Origin of the sequence: Actinomadura sp. NBRC 104412, assembly GCF_030269515.1 — a bacterium.
Classification (GTDB): Bacteria; Actinomycetota; Actinomycetes; order Streptosporangiales; family Streptosporangiaceae; genus Spirillospora.
In genome coordinates this window covers 452,243-465,732 of sequence record NZ_BSTM01000001.1, presented here as the reverse complement: position 1 = coordinate 465,732, position 13,490 = coordinate 452,243, and the positions used below count along the sequence as shown (strand labels likewise).

General features: G+C 72.2%; 11 protein-coding genes and 1 tRNA gene. 9 read left to right on the top strand and 3 right to left on the bottom strand.

The features are described 5' to 3' along the window. The first annotated feature begins 17 nt into the window (after positions 1 to 17). The 4 genes from fdh to QSK21_RS02170 are packed head-to-tail and all read left to right on the top strand — an operon-like array spanning position 18 to position 6,015. Positions 18 to 3,275, top strand: a complete 3,258-nt coding sequence (fdh, locus tag QSK21_RS02185) for a formate dehydrogenase (protein WP_285693237.1) — start codon at positions 18 to 20, stop codon at positions 3,273 to 3,275. Positions 3,276 to 3,278: 3 nt separating this feature from the next. Beyond that, the gene (locus QSK21_RS02180; RefSeq protein WP_285693234.1) at positions 3,279 to 4,229 is read left to right on the top strand and encodes a 4Fe-4S dicluster domain-containing protein; all 951 of its coding nucleotides are present in this window, start codon (positions 3,279 to 3,281) and stop codon (positions 4,227 to 4,229) included. Further along, entirely contained in the window at positions 4,226 to 5,251 is a 1,026-nt protein-coding gene (nrfD, locus tag QSK21_RS02175; protein ID WP_285693233.1) for an NrfD/PsrC family molybdoenzyme membrane anchor subunit, read from the top strand. The genes QSK21_RS02180 and nrfD overlap by 4 nt, the downstream gene beginning before the upstream one ends. Further along, entirely contained in the window at positions 5,248 to 6,015 is a 768-nt protein-coding gene (locus QSK21_RS02170; protein ID WP_285693231.1) for an SDR family oxidoreductase, read from the top strand. Before nrfD ends, QSK21_RS02170 begins: the two co-directional genes overlap by 4 nt. Before the next feature lie 10 nt (positions 6,016 to 6,025). Here QSK21_RS02170 and QSK21_RS02165 read toward each other — a convergent pair whose 3' ends face one another. The 3 genes from QSK21_RS02165 to QSK21_RS02155 form a co-directional block, all read right to left on the bottom strand. After that, positions 6,026 to 7,318: a glucarate dehydratase family protein gene (locus QSK21_RS02165; RefSeq protein ID WP_285693229.1), complete on the bottom strand. Its 1,293-nt coding sequence runs from the start codon at positions 7,316 to 7,318 to the stop codon at positions 6,026 to 6,028. 60 nt (positions 7,319 to 7,378) lie between these two features. Further along, the gene (locus QSK21_RS02160) at positions 7,379 to 8,119 is read right to left on the bottom strand and encodes a choice-of-anchor P family protein (RefSeq protein WP_285693226.1); all 741 of its coding nucleotides are present in this window, start codon (positions 8,117 to 8,119) and stop codon (positions 7,379 to 7,381) included. Positions 8,120 to 8,208: 89 nt separating this feature from the next. Next, positions 8,209 to 8,997, bottom strand: coding sequence for a L,D-transpeptidase (locus tag QSK21_RS02155; RefSeq protein WP_285693224.1), 789 nt, complete (start codon positions 8,995 to 8,997; stop codon positions 8,209 to 8,211). 208 nt (positions 8,998 to 9,205) lie between these two features. Between QSK21_RS02155 and QSK21_RS02150 the strand changes: the two genes are divergently transcribed. The 5 genes from QSK21_RS02150 to QSK21_RS02130 all read left to right on the top strand — a co-directional run bounded on the left by QSK21_RS02150 (position 9,206) and on the right by QSK21_RS02130 (position 13,487). Beyond that, a complete protein-coding gene (locus QSK21_RS02150; RefSeq protein WP_285693222.1) occupies positions 9,206 to 9,733 on the top strand; it encodes a phage holin family protein in 528 nt (175 codons plus the stop codon). Then, positions 9,730 to 10,113, top strand: coding sequence for a DUF3618 domain-containing protein (locus QSK21_RS02145; protein ID WP_285693220.1), 384 nt, complete (start codon positions 9,730 to 9,732; stop codon positions 10,111 to 10,113). The genes QSK21_RS02150 and QSK21_RS02145 overlap by 4 nt, the downstream gene beginning before the upstream one ends. After that, positions 10,092 to 11,090, top strand: coding sequence for a YihY/virulence factor BrkB family protein (locus QSK21_RS02140; RefSeq protein WP_285693217.1), 999 nt, complete (start codon positions 10,092 to 10,094; stop codon positions 11,088 to 11,090). The genes QSK21_RS02145 and QSK21_RS02140 overlap by 22 nt, the downstream gene beginning before the upstream one ends. Positions 11,091 to 11,137: 47 nt before the next feature. Continuing rightward, positions 11,138 to 11,209 (top strand) — tRNA-Pro (locus tag QSK21_RS02135). Position 11,210: 1 nt separating this feature from the next. Beyond that, positions 11,211 to 13,487, top strand: a complete 2,277-nt coding sequence (locus tag QSK21_RS02130) for a transcriptional regulator (RefSeq protein ID WP_285693215.1) — start codon at positions 11,211 to 11,213, stop codon at positions 13,485 to 13,487. Positions 13,488 to 13,490 lie beyond the last annotated feature (3 nt).

Here is a 13,490-nt window from a genome sequence, read left to right as displayed (position 1 = left end):
GGGTAGCTCTCAGTGCCATGGGTGTGCGTACGTGGGTTGAGGGCTGGCCTGTCTACCGCCAGCTGACGGGAACCGACCGGTTGGGACGTGGGGCCGCCGCCGAATCGGCGCATACCGCCTCGCTCACGCCCCGGACGTCCACGGCCGACCGGGTGGTCCAGTCGGTCTGCCCCTACTGCGCCGTCGGCTGCGGCCAGCAGGTGTACGTGAAGGACGAGAAGGTCGTCCAGGTCGAGGGCGACCCGGACTCGCCGGTGAGCAGGGGCAGGCTGTGCCCGAAGGGATCGGCGACCCTCCAGCTCACGACCGGTCCGTCCCGGGAGCATCGGGTGCTCTACCGGCGCCCGTACGGCACCGAGTGGGAGTCGCTCGACCTGTCCACCGCCATGGACATGATCGCCGACCGGGTGGTCAGGACGCGGGCGGACACCTGGGAGTGGGAGGCCGACGACCTCCGCGTGCGGCGGACGCTGGGCATCGCGAGCCTGGGCGGCGCGACGCTGGACAACGAGGAGAACTACCTCATCAAGAAGCTGCTCACCGCGCTGGGCGTGGTGCAGGTGGAGAACCAGGCCCGGGTGTGCCACAGCTCCACCGTGGCGGCGCTGGGCACCTCGTTCGGGCGGGGCGGCGCGACCACGTTCATGCAGGACCTCCAGAACTCCGACTGCATCGTCATCCAGGGCTCGAACTACGCGGAGGCGCACCCCGTCGGGTTCCAGTGGGTGATGGAGGCCAAGGCCAGGGGAGCGACGATCATCCATGTCGATCCCCGGTACACGCGGACGAGCGCGGTCGCGGACATCTACGTGCCGCTGCGCGCGGGCAGCGACATCGCCTTCCTCGGCGGGATCATCAACCATGTGCTGACCACGGAGTCGTACTTCCGCGACTACGTGGTCAACTACACCAACGCGGCGACGATCCTGCGCGAGGACTTCAAGGACACCGAGGACCTCGACGGCGTGTTCTCCGGGCTCAACGAGGAGACCCGGCACTACGACACCGACTCTTGGCTGTACGAGGGCGTGGACGTCGTCGCCGCCTCGGGGGAGCGCGACCGGGGATACAACCGTCGCACCCACCGAGGGGCGTCCATCCAGGAAGCGGGCCGAAGTGAAAGCCATGGCGCGGGCGGTGCGGCCCTGGGAGTGGGCACGCCCCAAAAGGACGAGACCCTGTCCCATCCGCGTTGCGTGTTCCAGGTCCTCAAACGGCATTACTCGCGCTACACGCCCGAGATGGTGTACGAGGTGTGCGGGGTGCCGCCGGAACTGTTCGCCAAGGTCTGTGACGCGCTGGTGCGCAATTCGGGGCGTGACCGTACGAGCGCGTTCGCGTACGCGGTGGGCTGGACGCAGCACACGGTGGGCGCGCAGTACATCCGCGCGGCCAGCATCCTGCAATTGCTGCTGGGCAACATCGGCCGTCCCGGAGGCGGGATCCAGGCGCTGCGGGGGCACGCGAGCATCCAGGGTTCGAGCGATATCCCCACCCTGTTCGACCTGCTGCCCGGCTACATCCCCATGCCGCACGCGCACCGCATGGAAAACCTGGACAGCTTCGTGGCCGCCGACGCCGCGCGCAAAGGCTGGTGGGGCCACATGCGCGCGTACGTGGTGAGCCTGCTCAAGGCGTGGTGGGGCGACGCGGCCAACGCCGACAACGACTTCTGCTTCGACTACCTGCCGCGCCTGACCGGAAGCCACAGCACCTACGACACCGTGCTCGCCCAGATGGAGGGCAAGTGCAAGGGCTACTTCCTCATGGGGGAGAACCCGGCCGTCGGCTCGGCCAACGCCAAGATGCAGCGGCTCGGCATGGCCAACCTCGACTGGCTCGTCGTCAGGGACTTCTCCCTCATCGAAAGCGCCACGTGGTGGAAGGACGGCCCCGAGATCGAGACGGGTGAGCTGCGCACCGAGGACATCGCCACCGAGGTCTTCTTCCTTCCCGCGGCGGCGCACACCGAGAAGTCCGGTTCGTTCACCAACACCAACCGCTACCTCCAGTGGCATCACCAGGCCGTCGAGCCCGAGGGCGACGCGCGCAGCGACCTGTGGTTCATGTACCACCTGGGCCGCATCATCAGGGAGAAGCTCGCCGGGTCCACCGACCCGCGTGACCGTCCCATCCTCGATCTCACCTGGGACTACCCGCTGGAGGGCGCGTACGGCGACCCGTCCGCGGAGGCGGTACTGGCCGAGATCAACGGGTTCGGCCCGGACGGGGGGCACCTGTCGTCCTACGAGCAGTTGGACGACGACGGATCCACCTCGTGCGGCTGCTGGATCTACTGCGGCGTCTACAAGGACGGCGTCAACCAGGCCGCCCGCAAGAAACCCTCCGCGGAGCAGGACTGGATGGCGCACGAGTGGGCCTGGGCCTGGCCGCTGGACCGGCGCATCCTCTACAACCGCGCGTCCGCCGACCCCGAGGGCAGGCCCTGGAGCGAACGCAAGGCGCTGATCTGGTGGGACGCGGAGAAGGGCGAGTGGACCGGCCACGACCACCCGGACTTCCAGCTCACCAAGGACCCGTCCTTCCGCCCGGCCGAGGACGCCGTCGGGCCCGACGCGATCGCGGGGGACGACCCGTTCATCCTCCAGGCGGACGGCAAGGGCTGGCTGTACACCCCGGCAGGGCTGGTCGACGGCCCGCTGCCCACGCACTACGAGCCGCAGGACTCGCCGTTCGACAACCCGCTGTACGGCCAGAAGCGCAACCCGGTACGGCACATCCTCTCCGAGCGGCACAACCGGCTGCACCCCAGTGGTTCCGAGCCGGGCTCGGCGGTGTTCCCGTACGTCGTCACGACCTACCGGCTCACCGAGCACTTCACCGCGGGCGGCATGAGCAGGTGGACGCCCTACCTCGCCGAACTGCAACCCGAGTTCTTCTGCGAGGTGTCGCCCGAGCTGGCCGCCGAGAGGGCGCTCGAACACGGCGGATGGGCGACCATCGTGACGGCCCGCAACGCCATCGAGGCCCGCGTCCTGGTGACCGACCGGATAGCGCCGCTGAAAGTGCAAGGAAGGACCGTCCACCAGATCGGGCTGCCCTTCCACTGGGGCCCGAACGGCTACAGCAAGGGCGACGCGGCCAACGAGATCGCGCACCTGTCCCTGGACCCCAACGTCCACATCCAGGAGGTCAAGGCGCTGTCCGCCGACATCAGGCCGGGACGCCGCCCGCGCGGACCGGCCCTGCCCGCTCTCGTCCTCGACTACCAGCGCAGGGCGGGCATCACCGAGCTCACCGGCATGGGGGTGTGAGGCATGGGACGCTTCTCTGGGCCGCTGGCCGACGTGGCGGCGGACGCCGGGCACACGGATCACCCTCCCCGGATGGGCTTCTTCACGGACACCTCGGTGTGTATCGGCTGCAAAGCGTGCGAGGTCGCGTGCAAGGAGTGGAACGCCATTCCCGAGGACGGCCTCACGTTCACCGGGATGTCGTACGACAACACCCAGGGACTGAGCGCCGACACCTGGCGGCATGTCGCGTTCATCGAGCAGCGCAAGCCGCTCGGCTTCCAGGACCCGGGCGTGGAGCACGGCGACTACAGCAATGTGGACCTCCTCGGCCTCACCGCCGAGGCCGCCGCCCAAGGCTCCACCGCCGACGGTGAGGACCGGGGCGAGTTCCGCTGGCTGATGGCGTCCGATGTGTGCAAGCACTGCACGCACGCGGCCTGCCTGGACGTGTGCCCCACCGGCTCCCTTTTCCGCACCGAATACGGCACCGTGGTCGTGCAGGAGGACATCTGCAACGGCTGCGGCTACTGCGTGCCCGCCTGCCCGTACGGGGTCATCGACCAGCGCAAGGACGACGGCCGCGTATGGAAATGCACCCTGTGCTACGACCGCATCTCCCACGACATGGAACCGGCGTGCGCGAAGGCGTGCCCCACGGACTCGATCCAGTACGGCCCCTTGGACGAGCTACGCGAACGCGCCGCCGCGCGGGTGGAGCAGTTGCACGAGGCCGGGGTGGACGACGCCCGCCTCTACGGGCATGACCCGGACGACGGCGTCGGCGGCGACGGCGCCTTCTTCCTGCTGCTCGACGAACCCGAGGTCTACGGCCTCCCGCCCGATCCGGTCGTCACCACCCGCGACCTGGGATCGATGTGGAGGCACGCCGGCGTGGCGGCCCTCACCCTCCTGGGCGGCATCGCCACCGCTTACGCGGCCACAAGCCCGCGCAGGAACCGGAGGACGCGATGAGCGATGTCACCAGGCAGGGGACGCGGGGGCAGCGCCCCGGCCGCGAGGCGGTCCCGGGATCGAGGGGCGGCCTGGAACGGCCGGCACGGCACCGCCGTGGCGGCGAGCCGACGGTCACGCCGAAGGCCGAGTTCGGCTCCTACTACGGCCGCCCGATCATCAAGGCGCCCACCTGGACGGCCCGCGACATCGCCGGCTACCTGTTCCTGGGCGGGCTGGCCGGAGGCTCCTCGCTGCTGGCCGCCGGTGCCGAGTGGACCGGCCGGCCGGTGCTGGCCAGGTCCGCCAGGCTCGGCGCGCTGGGCGCGATCTCGCTGGCCACCGTCGCCCTCGTCAACGATCTCGGACGCCCGGAACGGTTGGCGAACATGCTGCGGGTGTTCAAGCCGACATCGCCGATGAGCATGGGCTCGTGGATCCTGGCCGCGTACGGGCCGGCCGCGGGCGTCGCCGCGATCGCGGACGCCAGTGGGCCGGCCGCCCGCTCCACGCCGATCCGGCTGATCGGACGGGCCGCCACCGGCTGGGCGGCGTTCACCGGACTCGGCGTCAGCTGCTACACGGCCGTCCTGATCGCCGACACGGCCGTGCCCGCCTGGCACGAGGCCCATCGCGAGCTTCCGTTCGTGTTCTGCGGGTCGGCCGCGGCCGCCGCCGCGGGCCTCGGACTGATCGCGGCGCCCACCGGGGAGAACGCGCCCGCCCGCGCGTCGGCGCTGTTCGGCGCGGCGCTGGAGCTGGCCGCCGAGCTCCTGATGGAACGCCGCCTCGGCGAGCAGGCCCGCCCGTACCGGACGGGCAGGGCCGGCACCCTGCTCCGCGCCGCCAGGATCCTCACCGTGGCGGGGATCGCGGGCACCTCGCTCGCGGCCGGACGCCGCCGCGCGGTCGCCGCCGTCGCGGGGAGCTCGCTCGTCGCCGGTTCCGCGTGCCTGCGCTTCGGTGTCTTCGAGGCGGGACGCGCCAGTGCCCTCGACCCCCACTACACGGTGGCGTCGCAGCGGCCTAAGATCACTGCATGACGGATCTGTTCGGTCTTTCGGGCAAGATCGCTCTGGTCACCGGCGGCAGCCGCGGCATCGGGCTGATGATCGCCCGTGGCCTGCTCCAAGCCGGGGCCGCCAAGGTCTACATCAGCTCCCGGAAAGCCGACGCGTGCGACCGCGCGGCCCAGGAACTGGCCGAAGACGGAACGGCCATCCCCATCCCGGCCAACCTCAGCACCGAGGAGGGCTGCCTCGGCCTGGCCGAGGCCGTCGCGGCCCGTGAGGACGCCCTGCACATCCTGGTCAACAACGCCGGGGCCACCTGGGGCGCGCCGCTGGAGGAGTTCCCCGCGCACGCCTGGGACAAGGTCGTCGACCTCAACCTCAAGTCGCCGTTCTTCCTCACCCGGGCCCTGCTGCCCCAGCTCGCCAAGGCCGCCACCGCCGACGACCCGGCCCGCGTCATCAACATCGGCTCGATCGACGGCATCACCACCCCGCTCGACCGCTACTCCTACGTTTCCAGCAAGGCGGGGCTGCACCACCTCACCCGGGTGCTGGCCAAGGAGCTCGGCCCCCGGTCGATCACGGTGAACGCGGTCGCGCCCGGCCCGTTCGAGTCCAAGATGATGGCCGCCACCCTGGAGGCGTTCGGCGACACGATCGCCGCGACGGTCCCGCTGCGCCGCATCGGCCGTCCCGACGACATGGCGGGCGTCGCCGTCTACCTGTCCAGCCGCGCCGGCGCCTACGTCAACGGCGCGGTCATCCCCGTGGACGGCGGCCTGACGGCCCTGTGACGCGCTCGCGTCACCAGCGGGGCCTCTTCATCTCGTACGCGGGATCGATCCGCCGCATGTAGCCGGTGTCATCGCGGTCGCGGATGCCGCAGGTCTCGTACTGCTCGTGCAGCCGGGCCAGCGCGTCCCGGTCGAGCGTGATGCCGAGCCCGGGTCCGGACGGGACGTCGAGCCCGCCGTCGCGGAACTCCAACGTCCCGGGAACGATCACGTCCTCGGCGGGATCCTTCCACGGCCAGTGGGTGTCGCAGGCGTAGGTGAGGTTGGGCGACGCGGCGGCCAGGTGGGTCATCGCGGCCAGGCTGACGCCGAGATGCGAGTTGGAGTGCATCGACATGCCGAGCCCGAACGTCTCGCAGATTCCCGCCAGCAGCCGAGACCGGTTCAGGCCGCCCCAGAAGTGGTGGTCGGAGAGCACGACCCCGACGGCGTCCCGTTTCACCGCCGGTTCGAGGTCGGCGAAGCCCACCACGCACATGTTGGTGGCCAGCGGCATCGGCACCCGGCGGGCGACCTCGGCCATGCCCTCGATGCCGGGGGTGGGGTCCTCAAGGTACTCCAGGACGCCGTCCAGCTCCCGTCCCACCCGTATCGACGTGGCGACCGTCCAGGCGGCGTTGGGGTCGAGGCGCAGCTTGTGGTCGGGGAACGCGCGGCGCAGCTCCCGGATCGCGGCGATCTCCTCGTCGGGCGGGAACACCCCGCCCTTCAGCTTGATCGCCGAGAAGCCGTAGCCGTCCAGCATCCGCCGGGCCTGCGCGACGATCCCGTCGGGGTCGAGCGCGGCGCCCCACGCGTCCGGTTCCTGCCCGGGGTGCGCGTCCCACTTGTAGAACAGGTACGCCGAGTACTCGACGCGGTCGCGGACGGCGCCGCCCAGCAACGCGCTGACGGGCAGCCCGACCGCCTTCCCCTGCACGTCCAGGCACGCCACCTCGAACGGGGACAGCACTCCGTCGGCGATGCTGCCGCCGGTGACCATCCCGGCCGTTCCCGGGCCGCCCTTTCCGGAGTCCCCGGCCAGGCTCGCGCGGACGCGGCGTGCCAGCCCGTTGACGTCCCAGACGTCCGTCCCGGCGATCGCGGACGCGGCGCGCCGCAGCCGGGCCAGGTGCGCGCCGTCCGCGTAGGTCTCGCCGAGCCCGGTCAGCCCTTCGTCGGTGCGGATCTCGATGATCGCGCGGATCGCGTACGGCTCGTGGACGCCGACGGCGTTGAGCAGCGGCGGATCGCGGAAGGCGACGGGGGTGACGGTGACCTCGGCGATGCGCTGGCGTGGACGGGGGGAGGCGGGAGGTGTCATGAACACATGATGAGGGGCCCGCGCCACAGGGTCGCGCGAGCCCCTCGTCCGGGAAGGTCCTCAGCCGGTCACCGGCAGGTCACCGGGGACGGGCGTCGGCGCCGGGGCCTCGTCCGGCGGCGCGGACGGCGGGGTGGCCGGCGGCGTCTGCGGCTCGCCCGGCTCGCCGGGCCCGCCGGGGAGGCCCTTGTCCGCGCCGCAGGTGGCGGACGCGATGCTGATCGTCTCGCTCTTCCCGGGGCCGAGCGGCAGGGTCAGCTCGATCGCGGTGACGGTGAGCCTGCCGTGCCCGTCGCGGACCTGCTTGTTGAGCACGAGCGAGACGGTGCCCAGTCCGTCGAGCTGGACGCCGACCGCGGAGTTCGGGGTGGCCGCCGCCTCGATGACCTTGCCGTTCAGCGCGACCTTGACCAGGTGCGAGCCGCCCTTGCCCTGGACGCACTTCGCGGCGACGAGGTCGGCGGTCAGGTGCGCCTTCGGGATCCTCAGGTCGACCACGGACGCCCGCGCGTGCGCCTTGCCGGCCGAGGCGTTGAGCACCCGCGCCTTCAGGATCGGGTTGGGCGGCAGCTCGGCGACGCTCCTGCTGACCGTGTTCGGGCCGGACGAGGACACCGACGGGGTCGCCGGAACGGCGATCGGCCCCGTGGCGGCGATCCCGTACGCCGAGCTCGACGCGCCGCGCACGCCGTGCTCCGGCAGTGCGTGCGCGGGCAGGGCGTGCGCCGGCAGGGCCGCAGCCAGCGGCAGCGCGACGGCGCCGGCCAGCACGGCGGCCCGGGACAGAACCTGTGAACGCATGTGTCTCCCTCTTCTTTTCGGATGGTGATGGGGCAACAGCGGGGATATGGGCGGGCGCACGGGGCGACGGCGCGCCGGGTGACGCGGTCTCAGGCGACGATCTCCACGGGGGTGCCGAGGGGGGCCTTGGACAGCCGGGTCAGCGCGTCCGCCGGGACGCGGACGCAGCCGTGGGTGACGGCCTTGCCGAAGACGTCCTTGGCGGGCCAGCCGTGGAAGGCGACGGTGCCGGGTCCGCCGCCGAAGGTGTCCAGGGTCTCCGAGTGGGCGCCGACCGGCAGGACGAGCGGGCTGTAGGTGGCCTTGGGCGGGGCGAGGGACGCCATGATGAACGTCCGCCCGATGGGGGTGGGGGTCTTGCCGTCTCCGACGGCGACCCGCCACGAGCCGACCTCGCGCCCGGAGTCGAGCAGCGTGAGCCTGCGATCGCTGACATCGACCTTGACGAGGTGCCGGGTGCGCGCGGTCTGCACCTTGTCGGGGGAGCTGGGGATCCAGCCCGTCACCCGGTTGGGGCGGCTGGGCAGCAGCACCCGGCTCCACCCGGCCCTGCTCTCCACGACCGGGACCCAGGTGGGGCCGCCGAGCTGCTTGTCGGGGAGCGTCGCGAGCGGGGGACCGCCCGCCTGGGCGGAGATGGGGAGCGGCGCCTTGGGACGGACGACGGTGCCGTCGGCCCTGCCGAACGGCTGGTCGTCCAGCGGCAGGCCCTTCAGCGTGGCGTAGGTCGTGGCCTGGGGTAGTTCGCCCGGTGTCCCGGCTCCGCCCGTGCCGCGGGACGTGCCGGTTTCGCCGCCAGCGCCCCCGCCGCACCCGGCCATGAACATGGCCGCGGCCGCGATGACCGTCGCCGCCGCCATGAATGCGCGACCCGACATTCTTCCCATGGATTCAGGCCCTTCCTCTACCGCCGGTCTTCCGGTGACCGACACATACGCATGGGCCGTCACAGGGGTTGCACGCTCTTTCAAGAACTTCCTCAAACACGCTGAACCGCGTTTAGAGATCGGACAGAGGGAACGGGCGGTGATAGATCCCGAAATATGCGCAGAGTCTCGCTTGCTCGATCAGGAAGGGCTGAGGTCCATGAGCACCGATCGCCAGGGGGCCACCGTGTACCGGCCTCCCGAGCAGCACCCCGCCGTCCATCCCGACGGCGGGGAGAGCGTCGGCGTCCTGGTCTCGCGCGCCACCCAGCAGGTCTCCGACCTGGTGAGGGCGGAGATGCGGCTGGCGATGGCCGAGCTGAAGGACAAGGGCAGGCACGCGGGCCGCGGCGCCGGGCTGTTCGGCGGCGCCGGCCTGGTCGCCCTGTACGGGGTCGGCGCGCTGCTGGCCGCGGTGATCGCCGCGCTGGCGCTGGTGCTGCCGGTCTGGCTGGCCGCCCTGATCACCGGCGTGGCGCTGCTGGCGCTCGCCGGGCTGCTCGCGCTGATGGGACGCGGCGAGACCGGTCACGCCGTCCCGCCCACCCCTGAACGCGCCATGAGCAGCGCGCGCCAGGACGTTGCGGAGGTCAAGGAGCGCGCGACCACGGGTCACGCGGGGACCGGCCCCACGCAGCTCGCGGGTCGGCAGCACGCGGGTCAGGAGAGCCAGGGAGGGCGGCGATGACGAGGGGGTCGCAGCCCATGGCCGGTTCGGCGGGTGACGGCGAGCTCGCCGGGACGGCGCAGTTGCGGGCGGAGATCGAGCGGACGCGGCGCGACCTCGGCGACACGGTGGCGGCGCTCGCCGCCAAGACCGATGTCAAGACCAGGGCGCGGGAGTCCGCGGATCGCGTGCGGGCCGACATGTCCGCCCGGAGCCGTCGCATGGCGCAGGGCGCCAGGGAGGCGCCCAAGGTTCCCATGATCGCCGTGGGCGTCGCCGGGCTGGCCGCCGCGGCGCTGGTCGCCGGCCTCCGGATGAAGGCCGGGCGGCAGCCGGCGTCCCGCCGGCGGCTCATGCCCGGCAGGCGCCAGGCGTCCCGATGGTGGCCGGTGCGCGGGTGACCACGGGCGGGCTCCCCCATCGCGGCCTGCGCGCGGTCCTGCGCCGCAGGCCGGGGTCGCCGCACGAACTGGGCGCACGCGCGTGGTGGAGCGCCCTCAAGCGGGCGCTCGCCGAGTTCAAGGAGGACGAGCTGACCGACCGCGCCGCCGCGCTCACCTATTACGGGGTGCTGTCGATCTTCCCGGCGATGCTGGTGGTGGTCTCGGTGGTGGGGCTGGCCGGCCGGTCCGTCTCACAGTCACTGATCGCCAATGTGGGCGATCTGGCGCCGGGTCTGGTGCGGCAGGTGCTGGTCACCGCGCTGCGCGAGCTGCAAGGGGGCCGGGCGGGCGCCGGGCTGGCGGCGGCGCTGGGCCTGCTCGCCGCGCTGTGGTCGGCCTCCGGGTACGTGGGCGCGTTCATCCGCGCCGCGAACGCGGTGTACGACATCCCGGAGGGCAGACCGGTCTGGAAGGTGCTGCCGATCCGGCTGGCGATCACGGTGGTCACGCTGTTGCTGCTCGCCGTGTCGGCGGTCGTGGTCGTGGTGTCGGGCCCGCTGGCGGAGCGGGCGGGCGAACTGCTGGGCCTCGGGCCGGCGGCGGTCACGGCGTGGACCATCGCCAAATGGCCGGTGCTGGTGCTGGTGGCCGCGTTCCTGATCTCACTGCTGTACTGGGCGGCGCCCAACGCCAGGCACGGCTTCCGCTGGGTGACGCCGGGCGGGGTGCTGGCCATCGCGCTGTGGCTGGTCGCCTCGGCGGGGTTCGCGCTGTACGTGGCGGGCTTCGCGTCCTACAACAAGACCTACGGCAGCCTCGCCGGGCTGATCGTCTTCCTGGTCTGGCTGTGGCTGTCCAACATGGCCATCCTGCTCGGCGCGGAGCTGAACGCCGAGCTCGAACGCGGTCGCGCCATCGCCGCCGGGCTGCCCGAGGAAAGCGAGCCCTATGTGGAGCCCCGCGATACCCGGGGATTCAAGGCTCGCGAGCGATAAATCGCGTTGCAGTGGTATTCGGGTGTCCCGTACATTTCCGTCCACCGCAGCGTGTAGCTCAGCAGTAGAGCACCGGGCTCGGGACCCGGAGGGCGCGGGTGCGAATCCTGCCACGCTGGCATGCGTGAAGAACAGCAGGTCGGCCTCGGCTACCCGGTAGGGCAGCTCGCGAAGGCGTTCACGACCGCGCTCACCCACGAGGACAAGGAGACCCGGCGGCGCGCCGAGGCGCGCGTGGCCGGCTGGAACCGGGTGCTCACCGGAATGACCGACGGCACCCTGGCGATCGGCTCCCGTACCCCTGTCGCGGGACTGCCCGCGTGGGTCACGCCCGAGGTGGTGCGCGGCGGGTTCGCCACCGGTGAGGCCGCGGCGGGCGGGCCGCTGCTCCCGTACGAGATCGAGACCGCGAGGCGCGCGGGCATCGTCGCCGAGCGGCGCGCGCTGTTCCTCTACCACCTGACCGAGGACGGCCTGGCCGAGCTGACCGCCCTGCTCGACAGCGGGCGCTACGAGATCACCCTGCCCGAGGAGGGCGCGCTGCTGGTCGTGGCGTGGCTGCTCCGCGCCGGGGACCGCGCCGCGGCGCTGGAGATCCTGGAGGAGATCGAGCCGTTCGGAGACCGGCTCCGCTTCACGCCGCGCCCGCGCGACCGCGCCACGGGGGGCGACGCCGACGCCGAGATCGTCCACCGGTACAGCGTCGGGGACGTGCGGCAGACGCTCGGCAGGAACCGTCCCAACAGGGCGGTCGCCACGATGAACGAGGCCCTGGCCGTCTGGAACCCGTTCGCCGACGAGCTGCTGGCGCACTGGCTGGAGACCGTCGAGGACGGGCGGGTGGCCCGCCGCGAGCCGGAAGGGTGGCGCGAGCGCGGCGCCGAGCTGCTGGAGCGGTACCGGAGGCTGGCGGCGGAGCACACCCTGTGCACCAAGCACCGCAAGCCCAAGGAGAACCTCGCCATCCTCCGCACCGCGCTGGAGGACAGCATGGCCGGGCGCCGCCTGTCCCCGCGCCGCCTCGGCCTGCTCCAGCACGCCGTGGACTCCATGGTGCGGCGGCGCGGCGCGCCAGGAACACCCGGGCACACGGCTTTGCGCGAGCGGCAGGCGCAGGTCGCGGCGCGTCCGACGCACCACGCGGTGGCGCAGCTCCTGCTCGCGCGCCTGTCGGCGTTGCCGCAGGACGAAGGGATCATTTCACCGGAGGCGCTCACCGTCCCGGTCACCGAGGACGAGGCGCGCCGCACCGGCGTGGCCGCGGGGACCCAGGTGCCGCCCGGCATGCGCGCGACCGTCGAGTCGGCGCTGGCCGCCCCGATCGGCACCCTGGTCGAGCGCGGCGTCGTCCCCTCGGCGGAAGTGCTGGCCGAGCTGGCGCCGCAACTGGTGTCGTGGACGACCGCGCAGGCGTACCGGGATGAGTCGCTGCGCGCGCTCATGGCCTCGATCTACCGGGCCTTCCGCAACCGCAGGTCGCTGCTGCTGCTCAACCTGGAGCACCAGGTCCGGCTCCAGGAGCTCCCGTGGGTGCGGGCCGTCCAGGAGCACCATGCCACCAAGGACGGCACCAGGAATGCCGCGACCGGCGCGCGCCTGGCTCTGAGGCGTCTGGGCGAGCTGGCGTTGCAGGGGTTCCCCGGCACCATCGTGCCCAACCCGCTGCTCAGCGAGTTCGACGCGCTGGCCCGCGCGGCCGGCATGCGCGTTCCGTTCGTGGAAGAGCTGGCCGCCGACATCTTCATGGGCAGGTTCTCCCCCAAGTTCGCCGACGCCGCCAAGCTGGCCGCCGACGTGCTGGAGGGCACCCTTTACGCGCGGTACTACGGCATCGACTACGCCGAGGTCCGGCGGCTGGACCACGGCGACTTCGGCGCGCTGTGCGTACGGAGGGCGGGCGTGCGGGCGGGCCTTTACGGCCACGGCTGGGTCGCGCGCAACGGCATGGTGATCGAGCAGTCGCAGATCCTGACGACCCACAACCTGGCCGCGCTGGTGCATCCGGTCGGCGTCGACCCGTCCCCTGGCTGGCCGGACCTGGCCAGGCGCGCGTTCGCGACGGCGTGCGTGCTCGTCGGCCGGCTCCACAACAACCCGCGCCCGCTCAGCACCGTCAAGGACGCCGCGTACGCCTGGCGCCAGATGGTGTTCTTCCTGGCCATGTGCGGGCTGGAGGACCAGATCGACGTGGTCGCCTCCATCCAGGCCCAGTGCAGGCGGCAGCCCGACCACGTGGTGCGGCGGCTGTCGCCCGCGCTCGCCGGCCTGCGGCACGTCCTGACCGGCGGGCGCCTGGACGGCGCCGCCGCGCCCGCCGAGGCGCGCCGGTGGCTGGGCTGGAGCCACCGGCGGCACTGGATGCTCGACCACGCCGAGTCCCGCGCGGGTTCGGCCTGAGCG